The organism is Campylobacter sp. US50a (assembly GCF_004379015.1).
GTDB lineage: Bacteria > Campylobacterota > Campylobacteria > Campylobacterales > Campylobacteraceae > Campylobacter_D > Campylobacter_D jejuni.
The window spans coordinates 1-25,091 of record NZ_RYYJ01000008.1 but is presented as its reverse complement, the minus strand read 5'-3'; the positions used below and the strand labels follow the sequence as shown (position 1 = coordinate 25,091).

Here is a 25,091-nt window from a genome sequence, read left to right as displayed (position 1 = left end):
TAAAAGATAAAATAAAATTTTGATAATCACTCTTAAAATGTTATAATTAAAATTATATTTTGGAGTTTATAAATGCCTTTTATTATCGAATTACTTAAGCAAAATAAATTAAAGTTGATTTCTTTTTTGCTTTTTTCTTTTATTACAAGTGCTGTTGGAGTTTTAACTCTTGTTTTTATCAATGATTATTTGCTTAAAAATGCACAAAACATTCCTATTTTTTATTTTATTGTTTTGCTTTTGATATTTTTTATAAGTTCTACCATAGTTGAACTTGGACTTAGTATTTTTGGACAAAATTTTATTTTTAAAATGCAAAGGCGCGTAGTAAAGCAGATCTTAGACACCCCTTTGTTAAGAGTGGCTAAAGTAGGTAAGGCTAGAATTTTAGCTTCTTTGGGAAGTGATGTGAGAAATATATCTTTTGGGCTTTTAAGATTGCCTGATTTTTTACAATCAAGTATATTGATTTTATGCACTAGTGTTTATTTATGTTATCTTTCACCACAAATTTTTGCTTTGTGTGTGGTATGGATTATGGTTATTTTTATTACTAATAATTTTTTGATGATGAAAGTATATCAGTATTTTCGAAAGGCAAGGGAAAATGACGATGCTTTGCAAAATAATTACCAAAATATACTAGATGGACATAAAGAACTTTTGATCAATCGTGATAGAGCCAAGCTTTACTATGAAGATGAATTTGAAAATAATGCAAGATTGAAAAAGAAAAATAGTACTTTAGGTAATCTTTTTAACAATCTCTCAAACAACTGGACAAATGTAACTCTTTTGGCTTTAGTGGGTGTAGAGTTTTACTTAGCTTTAAAATTTGAATGGGCAAGTGTTGCAGATGCTACAACTATAGCTCTTTCTATTTTGTTTTTACGAACCCCTTTAGTATCTATAATAGGATCTTTTCCTACTTTACTTTTGGCAAAAATCGCTTTGGATAAGATCACAAAATTGGAATTAGATGATTATATAGAAGGTTTTAAAAAAACACATTATATTAGTGAATGGAAAAAAATTTCTTTTAGAAATGCTCAATTTGCTTATGAAGAAAATTTTCACTTAAATCCTGTAAATATAGAACTTAAAAAAGGTGAATTGGTATTTTTAATAGGTAAAAATGGAAGTGGTAAATCTACCTTTTGTATGCTTTTGACAGGACTTTTTAAGCCAAGCAAAGGCGGAATTTATGTTGATGATACGCTTATAGATGATAAAAATTTAGATGAGTATAGATCTCTTATTTCTGCTGTTTTTAGCGATTTTCATCTTTTTACTAAAACCCTAAATAAAGAAAATTTTGCAAGCGAAGAAAAAATTGCTTTTTGGTTGGAGTTTTTAGAACTTAAAGATAAAACAAGTGTCAAAGATAATGAACTGACCTTAACCAAACTTTCTACAGGGCAAAAAAAGCGTTTAGCTATGCTTATAGCCTTGCTTGAAGAAAGGGATATTTTAGTGCTTGATGAATGGGCGGCTGATCAAGATCCTGTTTTTAGAAGATTTTTTTATAAAAAACTTTTACCTTTGTTAAAAGAGCAAGGTAAAACAATCTTTGCTATCACACATGATGATGCATATTTTGATAGTGCTGATAGAATTTTCTTGGCTCAAAATGGTGAAATCAGCGAATTAAAGGGTGAGAATATAAAGGAATTAGCTAAAAATTTAGTAGAAAAATTTGATTAAAGCCCAAAATGGGCTTATATTATTTATCATAGAGCTTTTTTTCTATATCGATATAAAATTCAGCAATTTTTCCATAAGCAACTTCCCAAGCTTTAAGAGTGGCTTCATCAGGATTTAAAAGATTTTTAATAGCCTTTAAAAGGCAAGCTCCAACTATAGGATAATGCTCTTCTTTAACCCCTAAATTAACGTGAGTTATGGCAACTTTATCAACAAAGCTTCTCATATTTTCTAAATTTTCTATATTTTTAGCTGCCATTAAAATCGCCATCGCTAAAGCTTTTGGCTGTTCTCCTGAAATTTGTTTTTCCATATTAAACATAGGCTTTACCTCAGGATAATCATTAAACATTATTTTATAAAACTCCTTGGTTAAATCCTCTCCATTTTTTTGCAAAATAGGTACACAATCTTTGATGATTTGAATTTGTTCTTTTGTCATAATTTCTCCTTTTTAATGTAAAAGAGATATTTTATATTTTAAAAAGGAGAAAAAAATTAATTTAAGTTAATTTCACACTAAAAGTATGAAATTAGAATTGTTTTTTATATACATCTTCAAGTATGTTTGAAGAAATACCACTTATTTTTTTAGCTATACTATCAGTATTATTGGCTATTTTAAGATTATCATCCGTAACATCTCCTATTTTTTCTACTGCTATATTGATTTGAGAAATATTTTCTGATTGTTCTTTTATATTTGTAGCTACATCAGTTATGGTTTGAACGAGTAAATTAATATTAGTTTCTATTTCAGATAAAGATATTTTAGTCCTTTCAGCTAGTTTTCTAACTTCATCAGCCACAACCGCAAAACCTCTACCATGTTCTCCAGCACGTGCTGCTTCAATAGCAGCATTTAAAGCTAGAAGATTAGTTTGTTCTGCTATATCTGATATAATACCTATAATATTTTTTATATCTTGAGTTTGAGAAATCATTGTTTCAGTTTTATTTGTGACATTACCCATAGATTTAGTGATTTGTTCTATAGCACTAGAAGATTTTTGTAAGGAACAAGCTTGTTCGTTTACTCCTTTTTGAAGTTTGCTAATCGTATCTTCTAATAAAATGCTTTGATTTGAAAGTTCATTAGCAAATTCTTTTGAAGTTGTAAGCATAGATTTAATTTCAGCTCCTAAAGCATTAGTAACAATTTCAATTTTCCCATAAGCGTGTTTAATTTTGCTTCTAAAATCAAGATTGGTATAATCATCAAAAACTTTTATAATTTCATTAATATCTCCGCCTATATTTTTCTTTAAAGTATTAAGCATTTGATTTAAAACTATTTTTAATTCCTTAAGTTGTGGACTAGCAGGATCTATATCAAGTTTAACATTTAAATTTCCATTTTCGATTTGTTTGGCAATTTTAGTGGAACTATCTATAGCTTGAAAATCCAAACTTAAACTTTTTTGAGCTTTAATTATAGCTTGATTGATGGCTGTTGATAATTTTCCTATTTCATCGTTATTTTTTTCTTTTTTAAGCAAAGGAATATAATCTATCTCGTGGCTAATATAAGCTAAAAAATTAAAAATAGTTTGGGATACATTATGTAATCTTTCTAGTACAAGTTTTTTTAATATAATAAGAGTAGATATCATAATAACTATAAATAAAATGATTATACTTGCAATAATAATTTTAGTTAAGATTGAATCATTTTTGGTGAAATCTTTGGTAAAAGCTTCGCTAATGATATATAAATCTAAAGCATTATTATAGCTAGAATAAGATTCAAAATTTTCACTATTTTTTTCAAATTTTATAACACTGTTGTTTTTCTGAAGTTGTTTATAATATTCAACTTGACTTGGTTTTCGATCTTTATAACCTGTTATAAAAATATCTGTTTTAGGATCTATAATTACATTGCTTCCATTTTTTCCTATTTTAATATCCTTTAAACTATTTTGTATAAGTTTATAAACTTGATCCATTGCACTAGCTACGAAAATTACACCTATAATTTCATTTTTGGAATTTTTTATAGGTTTATAAATTGAGTTGTAGTCTTTTCCAAATAAAGAAGTTCTACCATAAAAATCATTTCCTTTTGAAACAGACACATAAGCAGGAGAATTATGATCCAAAGCTGTACCTATAACACTTTTTTCATCTTTGTTTTTTAATGATGAGGCAATTCTTATAAAATCGTTATTATATTTTACAAATAATGTCGCTTCAGCATTAGTTGAATGTTTAAAGGTCAAAATATAATCAAGTTCGTTGGTTAATTTACCTCCATTATAGGTTAAATTAGGAATATTTATGATTTTATTATTCGTAAAAAGTTGAGTTGTGCCATTTATAGCGAAAGTTTCTTCTGAAAATCCAAAATGTCTTGTTAGGGTATTGTTGAATAATTGTAATAAATTTTCTCCATCTTTTTGAACAATTTGATTTAAGAAATTATTTATAATTTCATTTTCTTGTTTTAATCTATCGTGTAAAGTTTTTTCTGTAAAATTTGACATAATAATTGTAAAACCTAATAAAAATATAATAGTTAATATAAAAATTAGAATAATATTCAAGATAAAAAATTTTTTACCTAATGAAGCATTTTTTAAATTAAACATGAATTATCCTTTCAATTATAAATTCTATTAAATTATTAATAATTAAGATATATTTAATCCTATTAAAGCTTAATTTTTTATTAATTATTATATTTTTTAATTATAAATCCCCCACAGGGGCTTGTTATTAAAACATTTTTTAACATATAATTCTCTAATTATTTTAAAAAGGTTTTTTATGTTGAGATTTTTAATTTTTGTATTGTTACTTTTTGTAAATTTAGAAGCAAAAATCCCAAAAGATACACTTATTGTAGCGGTTGAAAATGAAATCACAAGGATAAATCCTGCTTATAGTGAGGATCATGATGCAGTGATTAATCTTGTATTTTCAGGGCTTACGCGTTTTGATGAATATATGAGTTTAAAACCTGATTTGGCTAAGTCTTGGGATGTTAGTAAAGATGGGCTTGTTTATGATATTTTTTTAAGAGATGATGTTTTATGGCATGATGGAGTCAAATTTAGTGCTGATGATGTGAAATTTAGTATAGAAGCCTTTAAAAATCCTAAAAACAATTCTTCTGTTTATGTCAATTTTGAAGACATTAAAAGTGTAGAAATTTTAAATCCTTCTCATGTAAAAATCACACTTTTTAAACCTTATCCTGCATTTTTAGATGCTTTAAGCATAGGAATGCTTCCTAAGCATTTGCTTGAAAATGAGAATTTAAACATAAGCTCTTTTAATCAAAATCCTATAGGTACAGGTCCTTATAAATTTGTAAAATGGAAAAAAGGTGAATATGTTGAATTTAAAGCTAATGAACATTTTTATCTTGATAAGGTAAAAACTCCAAGACTTATTATAAAACACATTTTTGATCCTTCTATAGCTAGTGCTGAGCTTAAAAATGGCAAGATAGACGCAGCTTTAATCGATGTTTCTTTGCTAAATATTTTTAAAAATGATGAAAATTTTGGAATTTTACGTGAAAAATCGGCTGATTATCGGGCTTTAATGTTTAATTTTGATAATGAATTTTTAAAAGATTTAAAAGTAAGACAAGCTTTAAATTACGCAGTTGATAAAGAAAGTATAGTAAAAAATCTTTTGCATGATTATGCTTTTGTAGCCAATCACCCTTTAGAGCGTTCTTGGGCAAATCCTAAGAATTTTAAAATTTACAAATATGATCCTAAAAAAGCCGAGAATTTACTTGTAAGTGCAGGTTTTAAGAAAAATAAAGATGGAAATTTTGAAAAAGATGGGAAAATTTTAGAATTTGAAATTTGGGCGATGAGTAATGATCCTTTAAGGGTAAGTTTAGCTGGAATTTTGCAAAGCGAATTTAGAAAAATAGGAGTTGTAAGCAAGGTGGTGGCTAAACCTGCTGGAAGTTTTGATTATTCTAAAGTAGATAGTTTTTTAATAGGCTGGGGAAGTCCTTTAGATCCTGATTTTCACACTTTTAGGGTATTTGAAAGTTCGCAAGATAGTGCTTTAAATGATGAGGGTTGGAATTTTGGACATTATCATGATAAAAAAGTGGATATAGCCTTGCAAAAAGCAAGAAATACTTCAAATTTAGAAGAGAGAAAAAAATATTATAAAGATTTTATAGATGCTTTGTATGAAAATCCTCCTTTTATTTTTTTAGCCTATCTTGATTTTGCTTTAGTTTATAATAAAGATTTAAAAGGTATCAAAGCAAGGACTTTAGGTCATCACGGAGTGGGTTTTACTTGGAATGTTTATGAGTGGAGTAAATAGTGCTAAAGCGCTTAGTTTTTAGTATTGTCGTAGCATTTTTTAGCACTTTTTTATGTTTTGTTTTGCTTTATTTTAGTAAAGGCAGTATAGCTTATGCTAATGGAGTTAATTCACAAAGTAAAGAATTTGTTCAAAGAATAGAACAAAATTTAGGGCTTGATAAGCCTTTGCTAGAGCAGTATAAAATTTGGCTTTTTAAGGCTTTAAAAGGAGATTTAGGGGTTTCTTTTTTAAGTGGAGAAAGTGTTTTAAAGCTTATAAAAGAAAGAATTTTTAATACTTTTATTTTGGGTTTTAGTGCCTTAATGCTTTTATTTTTACTCAGTGTTTTTTTGGCACTTTTAGGATATTATTATAAAGAAAGTTTTATAGATAAAATCATCACTTTTTTAGCTTTTAATTTTTTTGCTTTACCTCCTTTTGTTTTAGCTTTATTGTTTGTTTTAATTTTTGGAATTTTTTGGAAAATTTTGCCTGTTATGGGAAGTAGTGATATAGGCTTTGAAGATGATTTTTTAAATCGTTTAGAGCATTTGATTTTACCTGTTTTGGTACTTGTTTTATCACATTTGGCGTTATTTTTAAGGATTGCTAGAAATTTTATCAATGAAAGTTTTTCTCAAATTTTTATTCAAAATTTATACGCTAGGGCTTTAAGGGAGAAAGATATTTATTTTTTAGTTTTGAAATATTCTTTAAGCCCTATTGTGGCTTATTTTGGAGGAAGTGCTTTAAGTTTTATGATGGGAACTTATGTGGTAGAAAGTGTCTTTGCTTACGAGGGACTTGGGTCTTTACTTTTTAAAAGTATTATTTTTAAAGATTATCCTGTTGTGCTTGCGCTTATATTTTTTAGTGTTTTGCTTGCAGCATTTTTTACATTTTTAAGTGATATTGTAGCTAGGATTTTAAATCCTAGATTAAGAAGGCTTGATTTTGTTTAAATTTCTTATCATACTTGCGCCTTTAATTTTTTTGTTTTTATGCGCCTTGTTCGCACCTTTTTTGACTCCTTTTGATATTTTAAGCACTCATTTAGAAAATTTGCATCAAGCTCCTAATTTTACTTATATTTTAGGGACTGATTTTTTAGGCAGGGATTTGTTTTCTCGTTTGCTTTTTGCTTTGAGAAATTCTTTGATTATAGGTGTTGGTGGATCTTTATTGTCTATTATTTTTGCTTTGTGTTATTTGTTTTTAGCACGATGTTTTTTTTATATTTTTTGGATGCGTATTTTAGAGTTTTTTTTAGCCTTGCCTGCTTTTTTACTTATGATGTTTTTTCAAAGCATGATAACTTCTGATGTGTTTTTGATGATTTTTTTAATCGCTTTAATTCATTGGTGTTTCATAGCAAGAATTATAGAAAGTGAATTAAAAAGACTTGAAAATTTAGATTTTTACAAAGCAAATATAGTGCTTGGAAGAACTAAATTTAGAGCTTTTTTTAAAGATTTAATACCCGCTTTAAAAACACTGATTTTTACACTTTTTATATTTAATATTGTTCATGCTATAGCCACAGAAGCTACTTTGAGTTTTTTTGGACTGGGCTTAGGATTTGAAATTCCAACTTTAGGTACTCTTTTGAGTGAGTCTTCAAAAGCAGTTTTTATAGGTGCTTGGTGGATGATACTTTTTCCACTTTTAAGCTTGCTTTTGTTGTTTTTACCTCTTTTATGGTTGGGTAATTTTTTACAAAAAATTTGGGGTATAAGATCTTGAAGGTAAGAAATTTAAATATCAGTTTGAAGAATAATTTATTGCTTAAGGATATTAATTTAGATATAAAAACAGGCAAAACTTTAATGATACTAGGACAAAGTGGAGTGGGTAAAAGCTTGTTAGGAAAAGCTTTGGTAAGACTTTTAGATTCTAACTTCACAATAAGTTTTGATGAATTAAGTTTTCATAATTCTTGTATTTTTAATTTTAACAAAGAAGAACTTAGAGATTTTCGTTCTAAGGTGGCACTTGTTTTGCAAGATGCAGAGCTTAGTCTTTATCCTTATTTGGATATTGGAAATTTATGTCATCTTGTTTTAAAAACTCATACAAAATTAAAACAAAAAGAAAGAAAAGATTATGCTTTTTCTTATTTTAAAAAATTAGGATTTGAAAATCTTGATCGTTTGTGGCATTCTTATGCTAATGAATTAAGTTTGGGTATGGCAAGAAGGGTGAGCCTAGCTTTAGCATTATTAAATCAACCCCAAATTTTAATTTGTGATGAAATCACAGCTTCTTTGGATAAAGAAAACGCTTCTAAGATTATATCGATTTTAGAAGAATTAAAAAATAACACAGCCTTAGTTTGCATCACTCATGATTTAAATTTGGTAAATTCTTTAGCAGATGAAATTCTTATGCTAGAAAAAAATAGTTCAAATTTATATAGTTTAGATGAGTTTTTAAGGTATTATAATGCTTAAAGTTTGTAATTTAAGTAAGTTTTATGAGCTTAAAAAGCATTGGTATTTAAAAAAAGAAAGACATATTATTTTTGATAATATCAATTTTTCTTTAAATGAAAATGACAATTTAATAATTTTAGGTAAAAGTGGTGCAGGTAAAAGTACATTAGCTAGAATTCTTTGTTTTTTAGAAGATCCAAGCGAGGGTGAGATATGGTATGAAAATCTTAACTTACACAAGCTTGATAAAAACAAACAAAGACTTTTAAGAAAGCAAATTCAGTATTGCTTTCAAGATCAAAAAATGGCTTTAAACCCTTATAAAAAAATCAAAAATCTTATACAAGATGCTTTGGAAAATTTTAATTTACAAAAGAATGATGACTTGATTTTAGAATTTTTTGATTTTTTTAGTCTAAAAAAACAAATTTTAGAACAAAAATCCTATGAGTTAAGCGGGGGAGAAGCCACGCGTGTAGGTCTTATCCGTGCTTTGGTTTTAAATCCTAAATTGTTGATTTTAGATGAAATTACTTCAGCACTCGATATTAAAACTTCTAAAGAAATTTTAACTTTTTTATATGACTATCAGCAAAAAAATAATATTTCTTATATATTTATAACCCATCAAAGTGATCTTTTTTATAAATTTAATCATAAAAAATTAAAACTTTAAAAAAATATTTTTTAATATAAGTTTCAATATAGAAAGTTTAGAGTAAAATAAAGAAAAGTGTAAATTTAATTTTTGTTGTGGAGTGATTAAAGTGCTTTAAAAAAGGAGAATAAATGTCTCATATAGATGCTTCGCATCCTTATTTTGGTATTTTTTTAATGCTAGTACTTGCTAGTGTTATTTTTTTTGGACTGGTTTTTTTAGCTTCAAAAATTGGTAATAATTTTGCCGCAAAAAATCGCAAAAAATTAGGACTTGGAATTTATGAATGTGGTCCTATTCCTGTTAAACAAGCTAACAAGATTAACTCTCAATTTTTCATCATCGCCTTAATCTTCATACTTTTGGATATAGAAGTTGTGTTTTTATTTCCTTGGGCTTTGATTTTTAAAGATTTAGGTTGGTTTGGGCTTTTAGAAGTTTTTGTTTTTATCGTACTTTTAGGAGTTGGATTTTTATATGCTTATAAAAAAGGAGCGTTTGCATGGCAGAGCATCAAGTAAATTATGCAAGTGGTTTGCCCGTCGTTTTAACTAGCGTTGATAAACTAGTTCAATGGGGTAGGAGTAATTCTTTATGGGCTTTATCTTATGGACTTGCCTGTTGTGCGATTGAGATGATGGCGGCTGGGGGTTCAAGATATGATTTTGATAGATTTGGAACGATTTTTAGAGCTTCGCCACGTCATAGTGAGGTGATGATTATCGCAGGAACTTTATGTAAAAAGCATGCTGAATTTACAAGAAGACTTTATGATCAAATGCCTGATCCTAAATGGGTGATTTCTATGGGAAGTTGTGCCAATACAGGCGGTATGTTTAATACTTATTCTACGGTTCAAGGAGTGGATAGAATTATACCTGTAGATATTTATGTACCAGGCTGTGCTCCACGCCCCGAAAGTTTTCAGTTTGCTTTGATGATTTTGCAAAAAAAGATTCGCAAAGAAAAAGCAAGTCGCAAGATCGCACCTAAAAGGTTGGTATGATGAGAAAGTATAGCGATAAAAAAAATGCTCAAACTCAAAATTATTATAAAGATAGATTTTATCACGCACCACACACTGTAAAATCTGATGTTAATGAAAGTGTTTTTAAAGATGATTTTGAAGTTTTAAAAACTCAAGTAGAAATTTTAAATTCCTTTGTAGAGCTTGATTTTTGGGTAATAGAAATTAAAAAAGAAGACAATGTTAAAACCTTGCAAATGCTTAAAACTTTAGGGTATTTAAGTTTTACAGAGGCAAGTGCTATTGATTTTATAGCAGATAGAAATGGTTTTGAAGTGTTTTATCAGCTTTTAAATTTAGAAAAAAAATTAAGAGTGAGAATAAAAACTTTTGTAGGTGTAAAAGAGCGTTTGCAAAGCGTGACTCATGTTTTTAAAGGGGCAAATTGGAGTGAGAGAGAAATTTATGACATGTTTGGAATTTTCATCATAAATCATCCCAATTTAAAACGCATTTTAATGCCTGATGATTGGTTTGGACATCCGCTTTTAAAAACTTATCCTTTAAAGGGTGATGAGTTTGCAAGATGGTATGAGATTGATAAAATTTTTGGTAAAGAATATCGTGAAGTAGTGGGTGAAGAACAAAGAGATTCTGGTTTTGTTGATGATAAAGATACGCTAAATTTTGCAAGACTTTATCATGAAGTGCCAAAAGGTGGTCAAAAGAAGGAAATTTCCTTTAAACAAGAATATCAAGAAGATGAAGGCGTAGCTTTTGTAAAAAAAGTAAAACGTGATGAAGCAAAAATTTTAGAGAAAAGGCGTTAAAATGCAAATTCCTAGCAAGTTAAAACCTTATTATGAAAATATAGCTTTTGAGCAAGAAGACTCAAAAATGATTATCAATTTAGGCCCTCAACACCCTTCAGCACATGGAAATTTACGTCTTATTTTAGAACTTGATGGAGAGCAAGTTGTAAAAGCACGTCCTTGTATAGGTTATATGCATCGTGGTATGGAAAAAATGGCTGAAAATATGATTTATCAAGAATTTATTCCTACTACTGATAGAATGGATTATATCGCCGCTTCAGCGAATAATTATGCTTATTGTGCAGCGGTTGAAAAGCTTTGTGGTTTAGAGATTCCACGCCGTGCAGCAGTCATACGCATGATACTTTTAGAATTAAACCGTATTGCATCACATTTGCTTTGGCTTGCCACTCATGCGCTTGATATTGGTGCGATGAGTGTGTTTTTATACTGCTTTAGAGAACGTGAATATGTTTTGGATTTGATAGAAAAGTATTGCGGTGCAAGGCTTACGCATTCTTCTATGAGAATAGGTGGGGTTATGCTTGATTTACCTGAGAATTATTTAGAAGAAATGCTTGCATTTTGCGATAAATTTCCAAATGATTTAAAAGATTATGAAGATCTTTTAGATGATAATAGAATTTGGCGTTTAAGAACTGAAAATGTAGGTGTGGTTACCAAAGAACAAGCCTTAAATTGGGGTTGTACGGGTGTGATGTTAAGAGGAAGCGGTATAAAATACGATATACGCAAAGAAGAGCCTTATTTGCTTTATAATGAAGTTGAATTTGGTGTGCCTTATGCTACACAAGGGGATTCTTATGCAAGATATAAAGTTTATATGCAAGAATTTCGTGAAAGTTTGAAAATCCTTAGACAATGTGCCACGCTTTATAAAGATACTCCGCCTGAAATTTTAGCTACACATCCTGAGTATGTAAGTGCTTCAAAGGAACAAATTTTAACGCAGAATTATTCTTTAATGCAGCATTTTGTTTTAATCACTCAAGGTTTAAAACCCCCTAAAGGCGAAGTTTATGTGCCTACTGAAAGTCCAAAAGGTGAGCTTGGCTTTTTTATCCATAGTGATGGTACAGGAAGACCTTATCGTTTAAAGGCTAGAACGCCTAGTTATTGGCATTGTGCGTTTTTTGAAGAAATGCTTGTAGGTACTTATTTAGCTGATGTTGTAGCCATTATGGGTAATGTAAATATAGTTTTAGGTGAGATAGATCGATGAGAAGAGTAGATTTAAGAAAAAGCAAAGAGCTTTTTGAAGATTTAGCACAAATCATAAAAGAAGCAAAACAAGGCGAGGTTTTAGTGGTGCTTTTTGAAATCGGCGATTTTTCTCCTGTTGAAAAAAGTTTTTCTTTTGTAAAAGAACAAGGCTGTGAGCTTTTAAATTCTTTGAAATTTAATCAAGTGGATTGGACTATTGTTATAAAAAAGGAGAGGGTATGATTTATGGTAATGCTCTTTGTTTTTTAGATATGCCAAGCCTTAAAAACAAAAATTTATGTGAAAAAATAGGCATAAATAGCATTAATATTTCTTGTTTGGAAGATAAAAATTTAAAAGCTAAATTTTACAAATGCGAAATTGCAAGTTTGAGTTTTGTTTTGGCCTTGCTTTGTAAATTAAGCGATGAAGGGCATTTTTGCGATTTAGATGAGGGATATTTAAGTGCTGAATCTTGTTTTGGAGAGGAAGAAGCAGGTGAAGTGCTTGCTTTTTTAAAAGAGGCTAAGTATTTAATTATAGATAAAAATATCCATTTTTATAAAGATAGCGAAAATATCAAATATTTTTTGAATTTCTTAAGCGTAAAATATGAATTAAAGATTTTAGATAGCGATGAAGAAGAATGCGATTTTAAAAAGGCAAAATTAAACACCTTAAAAGAACTAGATAATTATGATGGTTTAGTGCTTTTTAGAGCAAATTTGCAAGATAAAAATTTACATTGTTCAAGGCAATTTTTACAAATTGCAAAATGTAAAGATCAAAGTGAAGTTGAAATTTTGGCTAAAGATTTTAGTCTTAAAGCCAAGCTTTGTTTAGATGAAAATTTACAAGGCACCATAGCTTTTTTAAATTATGAAAACAATGGTTTTGATTTTACTCCAATTCGCATAAAGGAAGCAAAATGACAGTTAAGATTAATGGTATCGATTGCGCCTTTGAAGAAGGCGAATATATTTTAAATATAGCAAGAAGAAATGATATTTTTATCCCAGCGATTTGCTATCTTTCGGGCTGTAGTCCTACTTTGGCTTGTCGTATGTGTATGGTTGAAGCTGATGGTAAAAAGGTATATTCTTGCAATACTAAAGCAAAAGAGGGTATGGTTGTAGAAAGTGATTTGCAAAATCTTTGGGATGAAAGAAATGAGATCATGCAAGCTTATTGTATCAATCATCCTTTAGAATGTGGGGTTTGCGATAAATCAGGCGAGTGTGAATTGCAAAATTTCACTCATAAAAGTCGTGTAAATGTTCAAAAACATTGGATTAAAGACACGCATAAACCACATAAACATTGGGGAATGATTAATTACGATCCCGCGCTTTGCATAGTATGTGAGCGTTGTATTACAGTTTGTAAGGATAAAATCGGCGAAAGTGCTTTAAAGACTGTTCCTCGTGGCGGAGATAGTGTGGATAATAGCTTTAAAGAGAGCATGGGAAAAGATGCTTATGCGATTTGGACTAAATTTCAAAAAAGTTTGATAGGCCCTGCAAATGGCGATACGCTTGATTGTTCATTTTGTGGAGAATGTACAAGCGTGTGTCCAACAGGAGCTTTGATAGGTTCGAAATTTCAATATACTTCAAATATTTGGGAACTTAAGAGAATTCCTGCTTCAAATCCGCATTCAAGCGATTGTGAGTTGATGTATTATGATATTAAGCAAAGTGGTATTAGCAATCAAAAAGAAAAAATTTATCGTGTGAGTAATGATTTTGCCTTTGCGAGTTTAAATAAGGCTGCAAGATTTGCTTTTGATACGCAAAATGAGGCGGATAAAGATGAAAAAGCCTTTAAAGAACTTGTGGAGCTTTTTGAGAAAAATGAAATTAAAAACATTAAATTTAATAGTTTTATTACCAATGAAGAAGCTTTGATTTTACAAAATTTAAAAAAGAAATTTAATCTTTCTTTGATCAATGAAGAAGCTTTGAAATTTAAAGAATTTTTACAAGAATTTATCGCTAATTCTGGCGAGTTTTATAGTGCTAATACTCAAGATATAACAAAAAGTGATTTTTTGGTTGTAGCTGGAATGCTTTTAAGATATGATGCTCCAACACTTAGCTATAAAATCAACAATGCTTTAGTGATGAATAAAGGCTCAGGGCTTTATTTTCATCCTATGGAAGATATGGGTATAGCAAAATATTCTAAAAATTTTATCCCGCACATTCATAAAAGTGGCGATGAAGAGCAAATTTTATATTTTTTACTTCAAAAATTTAGCCAAGATGAAGGTATTAAAACTCATTTAGCAGAGTTTTTTGTTAGCGAAAATAAAGAAATAGAAGAAAGTATCAACGAAGAAGTTGTAGAACAAGTCATAGAAAAAGATGAAGAAGGTAATGAAATCCAAAAAGAAGTAAAAAAAGTCGTACCTAAAAAAGTAAAAAAAATCATAGAAGTACAACGCTCTGTTTTTGCTAAAAATTTAGGCATAGATGAAGATAAATTAGAAGATTTATTGCTCAAAAAAGTAAATTTTACTCTTGTTATAGGGAGTGATTTTTATTTTCATAAAAATGCCAAAAAACTTGCTAAATTACTTGCTTTGATCCAAAATACCACTCCTTTTAAAGTCTTTTTAAATCCTACGCATACTAATACCTTAGGTGTGGCTATGATTTGTGATTTGGATAAAAACACACAAGAAGGCAAGACTTTAGGCTACAATGAAAAAGGTGATTTTAGTTTTTCTTATGAAGAGCATGCAAATTTAGCTAGTGCGAGTTTAAATCAGCAAGAAGGAACTTTTTTAAATTATGATAAAAGAGTGGTGCCAACTAACGCTGCTTTAGAATTTAAGGGATATTTTTTAAATGATTTAGCTAATGCTTTAGGTTTTGATGAGGAATATACTATAAATTATACTAAGAGACTCCCTATAAATAAAGGTTTTTCTCCGATTGATTTTGATCATTTAGACAATTTTTATACCAATGCAGGCGATTGTAAAAGGGGATATGAGCTTAATTTAGAATGTTTTAAACAAGTTGCTAAAAAAGAATTCGTCTCTCCAAATTTTGAAAATTTAAACCTAAAAGAAGATGAAATTTTGCTTTATAGCGCTAATCCTAGCTATCAATTTGGTAGATTTTCAAATCGTGCTAGTGCGATTAATGAGGTGATTTTTTTAGGCGTAAGTGAAAATTTAGCTAAAGAGAAAAATTTAAAAGATAAAGATCTTGTAAAACTTAAAATAAAAGATAAAGAATTAAGCCTTAGTGTGCGTGTGGATAAGGATATAAAAAATGGAGCTTTCTTGCCGTATTTTGATGAAAAACTTGACACGCTAAGCTTTTTTGATGAAAGATTTGTTGTGGCGAATTTAGAAAAATTAGGAGCAAACCATGAGTGATTTTGCTTTTTTTGCTTTAGAGGCTTTGATTAAATGTATTATTGTCATTGCAATATTTGCGAGTTTGGCAGGTCTTGCAACTTATGCTGAAAGAAAAGTTTTAGCTTATTTTCAAAGACGCATAGGGCCTGATATGGTAGGGCCTTTTGGGCTTATTCAACTTGTAGCTGATATGATAAAACTTTTTACTAAAGAAGATATAATCCCTTCAAATTCGCAAAAATTTATTTTTGCTATAGCACCTTTGATTTCTGCTATTTGTGCTTTTGTTTCTTTAGCAGCTATTCCTATGCTACCTGAATTTACTTTATTTGGAAGGGTGATTCAGCCTATAGTGGCAGATATCAATGTAGCTTTGCTTTTTGTCATCGGTACTTCAGGGCTTTGCTTTTATGCGGTGTTTTTGGGTGGACTTGCAAGTAATAATAAATGGTCGATTTTAGGGGCTGCAAGAGGGCTTGTAGCGATTATTTCCTATGAAAGCGTAGGGGCTTTAGCTTTGATTGCTATTGTAATGCTTGTAGGTTCTTTTTCTTTGGTGGATATTAACAATTATCAAAGTGATGGATTTTTTTCTTGGCTTATTTTTAAACAGCCCTTGGCTTTTGTGCTTTTTATAATTGCTTTATTTATAGAGACCAATAGAACTCCGCTTTGTTTGACGGAAAATGATGCTGAAATTGTAGCGGGTTATGGAACGGAGTATTCGGGTTTAAGATGGGGTATGTTTTTCATAGGTGAATATGCTTCTATGATAGCTGGAGCTATTTTGGTAACTCTTTTGTTTTTAGGGGGTTTTAATAGCTTTTGGATTATTCCTGGTTGGATTATGATGATAGTAAAATCAAGTTTTATTTTCTTTTGGTATTTTTGGGCAAGATCTGCTTTTCCGCAATTGCGCCCAGATCAAGTGATGAAAATGTGCTATTTGATCTTAATCCCTTTAGCGGTTTTAAACCTTTTAATCACTGCTTTGGCAGTTCTTTTATAGGAGTTTAATATGAAAAATTATTATTTAGTGGATGAGAAAAGAAAAACTCCTGTTAGCGCTTGGGAGAAAATTTCACAAGCTTTGCGTAGAAGCGTTAAACTAGAGCTTTTTATAGGGCTTTTTGTGATGATGAGAGAATTGCTTAAGAGAAATAATAGCGCTACGATTAAATATCCTTTTGAAAAGGTAAAACTTGACAATCGTTACCGTGCTGTCCATCGTTTGATGCGTTTTATAGAAAGCGAAAACGAAAGATGTATAGGTTGTGGGCTTTGCGAAAAAATTTGCATTAGCAATTGTATTAGAATGGAAACTTCTTTAGATGAAAATGGGCGTAAAAAAGTAGGAAATTATAGTATTAATTTAGGACGTTGTATTTATTGTGGTTTTTGTGCTGAAGTTTGCCCTGAGCTTGCTATAGTACATGGAACAGAGTATGAAAATGCAGCCGAGCAAAGGTCTTATTTTGGCTATAAGCAAGATTTTTTAACTCCTATTGATAAGCTTAAAAATCAAGTTGAATTTGAAGGAGCAGGAAGTCTTAGAAAGGATGCAAATTTGTGGGTTAAAAAAACGCCAAATTATTATGATGTAATGCAAGAAAGAGAGAAAAATTTATGCACAGATGAACAATGCGTTTTGCCAAATTTAGCTTCACAAGGAGAAAATAAATGATAGAAAATTTGGCTTTTGTATTTTTTAGTATAGTGGTTTTAGGCTTTTTTACTATTGCGGTTTTAAGTAAAAATATGCTTTATTCTCTTTCGGCTTTAGCAGGTGGAATGGTGTTTTTATCGGGATTTTATTTTTTACTTGATGCAGAGTTTTTAGGCGTGATACAAATTATTGTTTATAGTGGAGCTGTGCTTGGACTTTATAGTTTCGCGATGATGTTTTTTGATGCTTCTAAAGAATTTAAAGAACAACTTAAAGCTAAAAAAAGTTTTTTTACTTTGGTAGTTTTAAGTGCAATTTTACTTTTGGCCATGCTTATAGGTTTTAAATACCAAAATATCAGCACGGATTTGCCTTTAAATGATCCTGCTTTGTTTGATTTTAATAAACAACTGGCTTTAGCGATTTTTTCAAAATATCTTTTAGCTTTTGAATTTATAGCTATTTTGCTTTTGATTGCTTTAGTTTGTGCTATCACTCTTACTCATAAAGAGCTTACAAAGGAAAAACAATGATAGAAAAGTATTTTTTTGTCGCTATTTTAATGTTTGTTATAGGGCTTGTAGGGATTTTAAAAAGACAAAATCTCATTATGCTTTTTATTTCGAGTGAAATTTTATTAAATAGTGCTAATTTAGCCTTGGTAGCAGCTTCTAAAATGCACAATGATTTAAATGGACAGGTTTTTGCACTTTTTATCATGGGTGTAGCGGCTTGTGAAGTAGCTGTTGGTGTAGCTTTGTGTGTGCTTTGGTATAGAAGAAAAGGCACTTTAGAGTTAAAAAGTTTAAAAGAAGTGGAGGCTTAGTATGCAAAATTTGGCTTTGATTTCTCTTTTTAGTCCTTTTATAGCTTTTTTGTTTGCAAGTTGTTTTGCTTTGAGTGAGAAAAAACAATTTGTAGGGATAATTTGCTCACTTCTAATAGCTTTGAGTGCTTTTTGTTCTTTGTATTTGCTTTTTTGCAATGAAGCTTTTAATGTGAGTTTGTTTGAATGGTTTGCTGGAGTAAATTTTGGATTTGATATAGATGCTATTTCGCTTACTATGATGAGTGTTGTAGGTATTGTAGCTACTTGTGTGCATTTTTATAGTATTTTTTATATGGCTCATGATGAAGGTTTTAATAAATTTTTTGCTTATTTGGGGCTTTTTGTCTTTTCTATGTTTTTTTTAGTTATGAGTGATAATTTCTTAGGACTTTTTGTAGGTTGGGAAGGTGTTGGGCTTTGTTCTTGGTTGCTTATAGGTTTTTGGTATAAAAATAATACTTATTCTTTTGCGGCTAATGAAGCTTTTATTATGAATCGTATTGCGGATTTGGGTATGCTTTTAGGAATTTTTTGGCTTTATTTACAAGCAGGAACTTTAAAATATGATGAAGTTTTTTCCATGGCACAAAGCCTAGATCACAACGCTTTGATCTTAATCGCAACTTGTTTATTTATAGGGGCTATGGGAAAATCTGCACAATTTCCTTTTCACACTTGGCTTGCTGATGCTATGGCAGGGCCAACTCCTGTTTCTGCATTAATCCATGCAGCAACCATGGTAACAGCGGGGGTTTATTTGGTAATTCGTGCGAGTACGCTTTATGATTTAGTTCCTGAGGTTTCTTATATTATTGCCTTACTTGGAGCTTTTGTAGCGATTTTTGCAGCCTCTATGGCTTTGGTGGCTAGGGATTTAAAACGCATTATTGCTTACTCTACCTTATCGCAACTTGGATATATGTTTGTAGCTGCAGGACTTGGGGCTTATGGTATAGCTTTATTTCACTTAGCTACACATGCTTTTTTTAAATCTTTACTTTTTTTAGGTGCTGGAAATGTAATGCATGCTATGAATGATAAATTAGACATTAAAAAAATGGGTGGACTTTTTAAACCTTTAAAATTTACGGCTATTTTGATGTGTATAGGATCTTTAGCTTTAGCAGGAATTTATCCTTTTGCAGGATTTTTCTCTAAAGATTTGATTTTAGGATATTCTTTCATTTCTTTTCACCATGGTATTTTTTTAGTGCTTTTAATCGCAGCTTTTTTAACAGCATTTTATAGCTTTAGACTTTTAATGTTGGTATTTTTTACCCCTGCAAGGCATGATGAACATCCACATGAAGCAAGTAAAATCGCACTTTTGGCTATGAGTCCTTTGATGGTTTTAGCTATTGTTGCAGGATTTTTTGAACATAGTTTTTTTGAATATTTAAGCACAAAATTAGTTTTTATTGATGCACAAAATCAAATTGTAATGATTTGTGCGAGTGTAGCAGCTATTTTGGGTGTAATTTTGGCTATTTTTGCTTATAAAAATTCTTGGTTTAAAGAAAGTATTGAAGAAAATAAAATTCACAAACTTTTAAGTAATGATTATTTTATTCCTAAATTCTATCATCAATTTATTGTTTCAAAATATGAAAGTTTATGTGCGATTTTAAAGCATTGTGATCTTTATATTTTTGATAGAATAGTTGAAAAAATTGCTTTGTATTCTCAAATTATTTCACAAAAAATGATTATGCCAAACAGCTTAAACTTAATGCTTAGATTTTTGGTGGCAGCTTTTGTGATTTTGTTGATTTTGGTATGGATGGTGTAAAATGCTAAATTATTTGATATTTTTTCCTTTAATTTCTGCTTTTGTGGTTTTGCTTTTAAATCGTGGAGGCGTTAAGGTTTTTAGCGTTGTTGTAAGTTTTATGATTTTGGCTTTAAATTTGGATATTTTTGCGGATTTTTTACAAGGGGTAAGCTTTGATTATAATCTCTCTTTTAAAATTTTGAAATTTTTTAGCTTTCATGTAGGAGTAGACAGTATCGCACTTATATTGATGCTTTTAAGTTCTTTGATGATATTTTTAAGCTTTTTATTTTTGAAACTAGAACAAAAAGCACTTGTATCTTGTATATTCTTTTTAGAATTTGCTATTATGGGACTTTTTAGTGCAAAAGATGGTTTGTTATTTTATGTTTTTTGGGAATTTTCTCTTTTGCCTTTGCTTTATATTATGGGAGTTTATGGTAAAGATTTTAGAGCAGGGGTGAAATTTTTTATCTATGCTTTTGCGGGTTCAATTTTAATGCTTGTAGCATTGATTTATCAAGCTTATTTAAATTATCAACTTTTAAATATCTTCACTTTTGACTTGGAAATTTGGAAAAATAATGCCTCAGCAGTAAATTTCACAGAGCAACTTTTACTTTTTGGAGCATTTTTTATCGCTTTTGCTATCAAAGCTCCTTTATTTCCACTTCATACTTGGGCACCTAAGGTTTATGCAAATTCGCCCGTGCTTGTTTCTGTAATGCTTGTAGTTTTTAAAATGGCTCCTTTTGGATTTTTACTTTTTTGTTTACCACTTTTTCCAGATGCGAGTGTGTATTTTATGCCTTTAATTGTAGCTTTATGTATAGTGAGTATCGTTTATAATGCTTTAATTGCTTATAGAGCAGAAAATATTAAAGAATTGATCGCTTATAGTTCTATTTCACATCTTGGTGTGATGATTTTGGGAATTTTTTCTTTAAATGCTTTGGGTATTAGTGGTGCGGTTTTTTATATGTTTGCACACGGTATTGTAACGGGAGCTTTATTTTTAATGGTTGAACTTTTACACCAAAGATATCGTACTTATGATATTTCTTTTTACCATTCTTTGGCCAAAAAAGCACCTTTATTTTCAATTTTCTTTATGCTAATTTTACTTGCGAGTGTTTCTTTGCCTTTAACTGTTTCTTTTGTGGGAGAGTTTTTAATTCTTTTAGGTATAGCAAAGATTAATTTATTTTACGCTTTGTTGGCAGGTTTGGTGATTATTTTAGGAGCGATTTATATGTTTGCAGTATTTAGAAAAATATTTTTCATGCAAAAACAAAGCTTTATAGAGAGTTTTTCTTTACGCTTTAGAGAAATAGTAGTGCTTGTGTGTATTGTAGTAATGATTTTTGGACTAGGGCTTATGCCAAATATACTTTTAAAGCCGATACAAAAAGATGTGGATAATCTTATAAAAACAATGAATATTAGAGCTGTGGAGCAAAATACTTTAGATTTTTTATCTAAAATAGGAGAGGCAAATGTTAAATAATTTTTTAAATTTAGAACTTTTAAATATAAGCTTATCTTATCCATTTTTATTTTTAATTACAACTGCAATAGTTCTTTTGCTTTGCTCTGGTTTTTGGAAATTTCATCGATCGTTTTATATTGGCATAAGTTCTTTATCTTTAATTGTAAGTGCTTTTTTGATTTTAAATAATGCAAATGCTCAAGGTTTAGAAGCAAAAGCTTTTTTGGCTACTTTAAATAATGATATTGTTTCATTTTATGCTTCTTTGGTGATTTTGTGTTTTTCATTTTTATATCTTTTAATGCAAAAAGAAGAAAATCAAGGTGAATTTTATGCTTTATTTTTATTTATGATTGCATCTTTGCTTTTGATGGTTTCAAGCTCAAATTTAGTACTTATTTTTATAGGACTTGAAAGTTCTTCTTTAGCACTTTATACTTTAATAGCAATGCGTGGAAGTAATAATGCTATTTCAAGTGCAATAAAATACTTTAGTGTAGCGGCTGTAGGAGCTGGGTTTTTTGTTATGGCTGTAGCTTTTATTTATTTAAAAACAGGAACTTTAGATTTATCTGCTAATTTAGCGTTAAAAAATGAGTTTCAAAAAGATCCCATGCTTTTGGGTGCTGGAGTGATGATTTTCGTTCTTTGTGCAATCAAACTTTCTTTGGCGCCTTTTCATTTTTGGCTTAAAGACGTGTATTATGCAGCACATACAAATTTAGTTGCTTTTATTTCAGTTGTGCCAAAAGTTGCCATGTTGGTTGTGGTTATTCGTTTGTTTGATTTTTTAAATAATACAGGTTTTGAATATATCATAATAGTTCTAGCGATTTTTTCTATGCTTATAGGTGCTTTTGCAGCTCTAAGTCAAAACAATATCAAAAAAATGTTTGCTTATAGTTCTGTAGTGCATTCTTCTTTGGTTTTGGTAGCTTGTATTCCTTTATTAAAAGAACAAAATTTTGATGGAATTTTGCTTGCTATTTTTGGGTATTGGACTTTATTTGCTTTTGCAAATTATGCTGTATTTATGATTTTAAGCAATTATGAGAATAATTCTTATAAGAGTTTAAATGGGCTTTTGGTTAAAAAACCTTTAATTGCTTTTTGCTTAAGCATTAGTGTGCTTTCTTTAGCAGGTATCCCGCCTTTTGGAGTGTTTTGGGGTAAATTTATGATTTTAAATACAGCAATTTTAAATGGATATTGGTATTTGGCACTTTTTGTGGCTTTATCTTCTGTTATTATGCTTTATGCGTATTTAAAGATTTTAATTCATGCTTTATTTATGAAAAATGATAGGGTTTATAATATTAAGTTTAGTTTTATACAAAATTTTATTTTAGCTTTTTGTGTTTGTGTAAGCACTTTTGCTATATTGTTAATGTTATAAGAGTTTTGCTATAATTATTTTATGAGAATATTATTTTTAATTTTATTAAGTTTTTTAAATGCTTTTGCTTTTGAGCTTGTTTTAAACACGGGTCGCGAAAATAATCAAGCTTTTGCAGTTTTACATGCGAGTAATGATTTAGAATTTACATGTCAAAAATTTATTACCGAAGCAAAAGTTCATTTTGAATGTGATATTGCAGGTATGGTTGATAATAAATTAAAAGATCAGAGTTTTTCTGCTTTTGATTTAAAATTTATACAAGAAGCTCAAAAAATTAAAATGATCATTTTGCCAAAAATGCAAGCAAGAATGTTTGACACTTCTCAAAATATTTATATAGATAAAGAACTCAGTTCATCAAGTTCGCATAAAAGTAAGGCTTTTACTTTTATTTTTACACCAGAACTAGTGCGCGTTAAAGACTATGATGGACTTGATTTTAATATCAATTTTCCACATGAGAGTTTACCTTATGTTGGAGCTTTAGATTTAAATTCTGATCCTGTTGTTATTCCTCAAAGTGCAGATATCAATACTTATTTACGCATCAAAAAAGAATACGATAAGGCTAATTACAATCAAGTGGCGATTGATGCTCAAAATGCTATCAATAGATATCGTGGCAGTATTTTTACTAGTGAATTTATACTATATAAATTAAGAGCTCAAAATAAACTTTACACCCAAGATCCGAGCATGCGTGATCAACAAATTTTAGAAAAGATGATTGATGATGCTAAAAATTGGACGCGTACTTTTACAAGTGATAAAAATTTTTCAGAAGTTTTACATATAATGTTAAGAACTTATATCGCTTTAGCTCAGCGTGCTGATGTAGAATATACAATGTCGATTTTGGATAATGAACAACCTAATAATTATTTTACTCAGTTATCAAAACTTGATTATGCAGACTATATTTATAATTTAAATGAAAAAGAAAAAGCTGTAAATATTTATGAAAATACTTATTTTAATACAAAAAATTTAGATTTAGCTGCAAGAGCAGCTATGAGTTTGGCAAAGAATTTGCTTTCAAATGGGCAAGTAAATAAAGCTATAGAGTATATTAATACTATTTTAAAAGCCAATCCTGAATATTTTGGAAAAGATATTCCAAGATCTTTAGAACTTGCTAAATTATTTAATCAAAAAGGACAATTTGATATAAGTGCAAGTATTTATGAAGACGCCTTTGCTAAAATGTCCAAACTTGATCCAAGTTATGAAGAAACTTTAAAAGATTTAGCCTTAGTTTTATCACATACTAACAGATCTAGTGATGCTAAAAAATACCTTGATTTGTATATGGATGATTATATAGATGGCAGGTATTTAGATGAAATCAAAAAAGCAAGTGATGAGGTATTCTTTGCTTTAGGTGATAATAATGCAAGCTTTTTGCATCAGCGTTATGCAGATTTAATGAAGCAATATGCAAATAAAGATGAGAATATTGCAAATAAGGCTTTAGATGAAGATGTTGCACTTTATTATAAAGAGGGAAATTTTAGTGCGATTTTAGCTTATAAAGATCTTATAGAAAGTAAAAAAATTCCAAATGCTACTCAATTTTTAGAGAAAGCAGCTGTTAATGATTTAAAAAATGCGATAAAAGCTGATAATTGTATCAATGCTGCAAATATTTTTATGCGTTTTAGCGCTTATGATATAGGTCAGAAAATTGAGAATAAAAAACAAATGTTAGCTTGTCTTATCAGAACTTCTAATGTTGAACAAGCACTTGATTATATAGATAAAAATTATAATGAAGATTCTATATTTTATGGTCTTCAAAAAGCATCTATTCTTTTTGATAATAAACAATATTCTCAGGTGATCAAAATTTCTAAAGATATAGCTAATTCTAGAATTTTAAAAAGCGATGATGAGAATTTTAAGGCTTATTATTTGCAATTTTTGTCTTTGTTGCGTTTAAATGACTACAATCAAGCCATTAAAATTTTGCAAATTTTAGAAAGTTTTCCAATGAATTTTAGTATGGTAGAAGCTTATGATGCTTTACTTTCTTATGCTAATGATCATAATATGCAAACAACTATTTTAACTTACGCACCTAAGGCCATTGACTATCAAAATTTTAAAGGTATAAATCTTTTTAGTCCTAATTTAGAATTTATGTATCTTGATGCTTTGGCTAAAATCAATAAAAATGAAGAAAGTTTAGCTGTTTTAGCAGATTTGCTTAAATTAAAACTTTCAGATGAGGATAAGGCAAGAGCTTTATATATCCAAGCTTTAACTTATGAAAGAATGCAAAATATACAAGCTGAAAAAGAAAGTTTAAAACAATGTCTTGAAATCAAAAGCGTTTCAAATTGGCAGAATTTATGTAAGAGTAAAAATCAAATTTTAAATCAATAAGTAAATTTAGAGATAACTAGCTTTTTAGCTAGTCATCTAAGATTAAAACCTCTTCTTCTTAACATCTTCTAAGATATTATTAGCTATATCAC

Annotated in this window: 23 protein-coding genes; 21 read left to right on the top strand and 2 right to left on the bottom strand. The window is 29.5% G+C overall.

The genetic code is table 11. The annotated features are described in order from the left end of the window. The first annotated feature begins 72 nt into the window (after positions 1–72). Entirely contained in the window at positions 73–1,704 is a 1,632-nt protein-coding gene (locus ELQ11_RS06190) for a multidrug ABC transporter permease/ATP-binding protein (protein WP_134225205.1), read from the top strand. Positions 1,705–1,723: 19 nt separating this feature from the next. Here ELQ11_RS06190 and cgb read toward each other — a convergent pair whose 3' ends face one another. Next, positions 1,724–2,146 carry a single-domain globin Cgb gene (gene cgb / locus ELQ11_RS06185; RefSeq protein WP_002871269.1) on the bottom strand — a complete coding sequence of 141 codons (423 nt, stop codon included), beginning with the start codon at positions 2,144–2,146 and terminating at the stop codon, positions 1,724–1,726. A 91-nt stretch (positions 2,147–2,237) separates the two neighbouring features. Next, positions 2,238–4,190 carry a Cache 3/Cache 2 fusion domain-containing protein gene (locus ELQ11_RS06180; protein WP_070317463.1) on the bottom strand — a complete coding sequence of 651 codons (1,953 nt, stop codon included), beginning with the start codon at positions 4,188–4,190 and terminating at the stop codon, positions 2,238–2,240. Positions 4,191–4,473: 283 nt separating this feature from the next. On the opposite strand from ELQ11_RS06180, the gene ELQ11_RS06175 reads away from it, so the two are divergent. The 20 genes from ELQ11_RS06175 to ELQ11_RS06080 all read left to right on the top strand — a co-directional run bounded on the left by ELQ11_RS06175 (position 4,474) and on the right by ELQ11_RS06080 (position 24,999). Next, positions 4,474–6,009, top strand: a complete 1,536-nt coding sequence (locus ELQ11_RS06175; protein ID WP_126219343.1) for an ABC transporter substrate-binding protein — start codon at positions 4,474–4,476, stop codon at positions 6,007–6,009. After that, positions 6,009–6,953, top strand: coding sequence for an ABC transporter permease (locus ELQ11_RS06170; RefSeq protein ID WP_052949819.1), 945 nt, complete (start codon positions 6,009–6,011; stop codon positions 6,951–6,953). Before ELQ11_RS06175 ends, ELQ11_RS06170 begins: the two co-directional genes overlap by 1 nt. Then, a complete protein-coding gene (locus ELQ11_RS06165) occupies positions 6,940–7,734 on the top strand; it encodes an ABC transporter permease (protein ID WP_074487149.1) in 795 nt (264 codons plus the stop codon). Before ELQ11_RS06170 ends, ELQ11_RS06165 begins: the two co-directional genes overlap by 14 nt. Further along, positions 7,731–8,441 carry an ATP-binding cassette domain-containing protein gene (locus ELQ11_RS06160; RefSeq protein ID WP_032599167.1) on the top strand — a complete coding sequence of 237 codons (711 nt, stop codon included), beginning with the start codon at positions 7,731–7,733 and terminating at the stop codon, positions 8,439–8,441. Before ELQ11_RS06165 ends, ELQ11_RS06160 begins: the two co-directional genes overlap by 4 nt. Next, positions 8,434–9,099 carry an ATP-binding cassette domain-containing protein gene (locus ELQ11_RS06155; protein WP_134225204.1) on the top strand — a complete coding sequence of 222 codons (666 nt, stop codon included), beginning with the start codon at positions 8,434–8,436 and terminating at the stop codon, positions 9,097–9,099. The genes ELQ11_RS06160 and ELQ11_RS06155 overlap by 8 nt, the downstream gene beginning before the upstream one ends. Before the next feature lie 113 nt (positions 9,100–9,212). After that, positions 9,213–9,602, top strand: a complete 390-nt coding sequence (locus ELQ11_RS06150) for an NAD(P)H-quinone oxidoreductase subunit 3 (RefSeq protein ID WP_002824972.1) — start codon at positions 9,213–9,215, stop codon at positions 9,600–9,602. Continuing rightward, positions 9,584–10,087 (top strand): NADH-quinone oxidoreductase subunit B, encoded by a 504-nt coding sequence (locus ELQ11_RS06145; RefSeq protein ID WP_002777888.1) that lies wholly within the window; start codon positions 9,584–9,586, stop codon positions 10,085–10,087. Before ELQ11_RS06150 ends, ELQ11_RS06145 begins: the two co-directional genes overlap by 19 nt. After that, positions 10,084–10,878, top strand: coding sequence for an NADH-quinone oxidoreductase subunit C (locus ELQ11_RS06140; RefSeq protein WP_134225203.1), 795 nt, complete (start codon positions 10,084–10,086; stop codon positions 10,876–10,878). Before ELQ11_RS06145 ends, ELQ11_RS06140 begins: the two co-directional genes overlap by 4 nt. Position 10,879: 1 nt before the next feature. After that, positions 10,880–12,106, top strand: a complete 1,227-nt coding sequence (gene nuoD / locus ELQ11_RS06135; protein ID WP_002862216.1) for an NADH dehydrogenase (quinone) subunit D — start codon at positions 10,880–10,882, stop codon at positions 12,104–12,106. Further along, positions 12,103–12,330 (top strand): NADH-ubiquinone oxidoreductase subunit E family protein, encoded by a 228-nt coding sequence (locus tag ELQ11_RS06130; protein WP_002824979.1) that lies wholly within the window; start codon positions 12,103–12,105, stop codon positions 12,328–12,330. The genes nuoD and ELQ11_RS06130 overlap by 4 nt, the downstream gene beginning before the upstream one ends. Next, entirely contained in the window at positions 12,327–13,019 is a 693-nt protein-coding gene (locus ELQ11_RS06125; protein ID WP_126229579.1) for a hypothetical protein, read from the top strand. Before ELQ11_RS06130 ends, ELQ11_RS06125 begins: the two co-directional genes overlap by 4 nt. Further along, entirely contained in the window at positions 13,016–15,478 is a 2,463-nt protein-coding gene (locus ELQ11_RS06120) for an NADH-quinone oxidoreductase subunit G (protein WP_070233523.1), read from the top strand. The genes ELQ11_RS06125 and ELQ11_RS06120 overlap by 4 nt, the downstream gene beginning before the upstream one ends. Then, complete coding sequence (gene nuoH, locus ELQ11_RS06115) at positions 15,471–16,469, top strand: NADH-quinone oxidoreductase subunit NuoH (RefSeq protein ID WP_126214403.1); 999 nt, start codon at positions 15,471–15,473, stop codon at positions 16,467–16,469. The genes ELQ11_RS06120 and nuoH overlap by 8 nt, the downstream gene beginning before the upstream one ends. A gap of 9 nt (positions 16,470–16,478) precedes the next feature. Continuing rightward, positions 16,479–17,144, top strand: a complete 666-nt coding sequence (gene nuoI, locus ELQ11_RS06110) for an NADH-quinone oxidoreductase subunit NuoI (protein WP_126214401.1) — start codon at positions 16,479–16,481, stop codon at positions 17,142–17,144. Next, positions 17,141–17,659: an NADH-quinone oxidoreductase subunit J gene (locus ELQ11_RS06105; protein WP_126214399.1), complete on the top strand. Its 519-nt coding sequence runs from the start codon at positions 17,141–17,143 to the stop codon at positions 17,657–17,659. The genes nuoI and ELQ11_RS06105 overlap by 4 nt, the downstream gene beginning before the upstream one ends. Next, positions 17,656–17,952 (top strand): NADH-quinone oxidoreductase subunit NuoK, encoded by a 297-nt coding sequence (gene nuoK, locus ELQ11_RS06100; RefSeq protein WP_002851490.1) that lies wholly within the window; start codon positions 17,656–17,658, stop codon positions 17,950–17,952. Before ELQ11_RS06105 ends, nuoK begins: the two co-directional genes overlap by 4 nt. 1 nt (position 17,953) lies before the next feature. Continuing rightward, on the top strand, positions 17,954–19,744 hold the full coding sequence (nuoL, locus tag ELQ11_RS06095; RefSeq protein WP_070298996.1) for an NADH-quinone oxidoreductase subunit L: 1,791 nt from the start codon (positions 17,954–17,956) through the stop codon (positions 19,742–19,744). Position 19,745: 1 nt separating this feature from the next. Further along, a complete protein-coding gene (locus tag ELQ11_RS06090) occupies positions 19,746–21,233 on the top strand; it encodes an NADH-quinone oxidoreductase subunit M (protein ID WP_134225202.1) in 1,488 nt (495 codons plus the stop codon). Further along, positions 21,223–22,611 carry an NADH-quinone oxidoreductase subunit N gene (locus ELQ11_RS06085; RefSeq protein ID WP_134225201.1) on the top strand — a complete coding sequence of 463 codons (1,389 nt, stop codon included), beginning with the start codon at positions 21,223–21,225 and terminating at the stop codon, positions 22,609–22,611. Before ELQ11_RS06090 ends, ELQ11_RS06085 begins: the two co-directional genes overlap by 11 nt. A 21-nt stretch (positions 22,612–22,632) precedes the next feature. Continuing rightward, positions 22,633–24,999: a flagellar protein gene (locus ELQ11_RS06080; RefSeq protein WP_134225200.1), complete on the top strand. Its 2,367-nt coding sequence runs from the start codon at positions 22,633–22,635 to the stop codon at positions 24,997–24,999. The last annotated feature ends 92 nt before the right edge of the window (positions 25,000–25,091 follow it).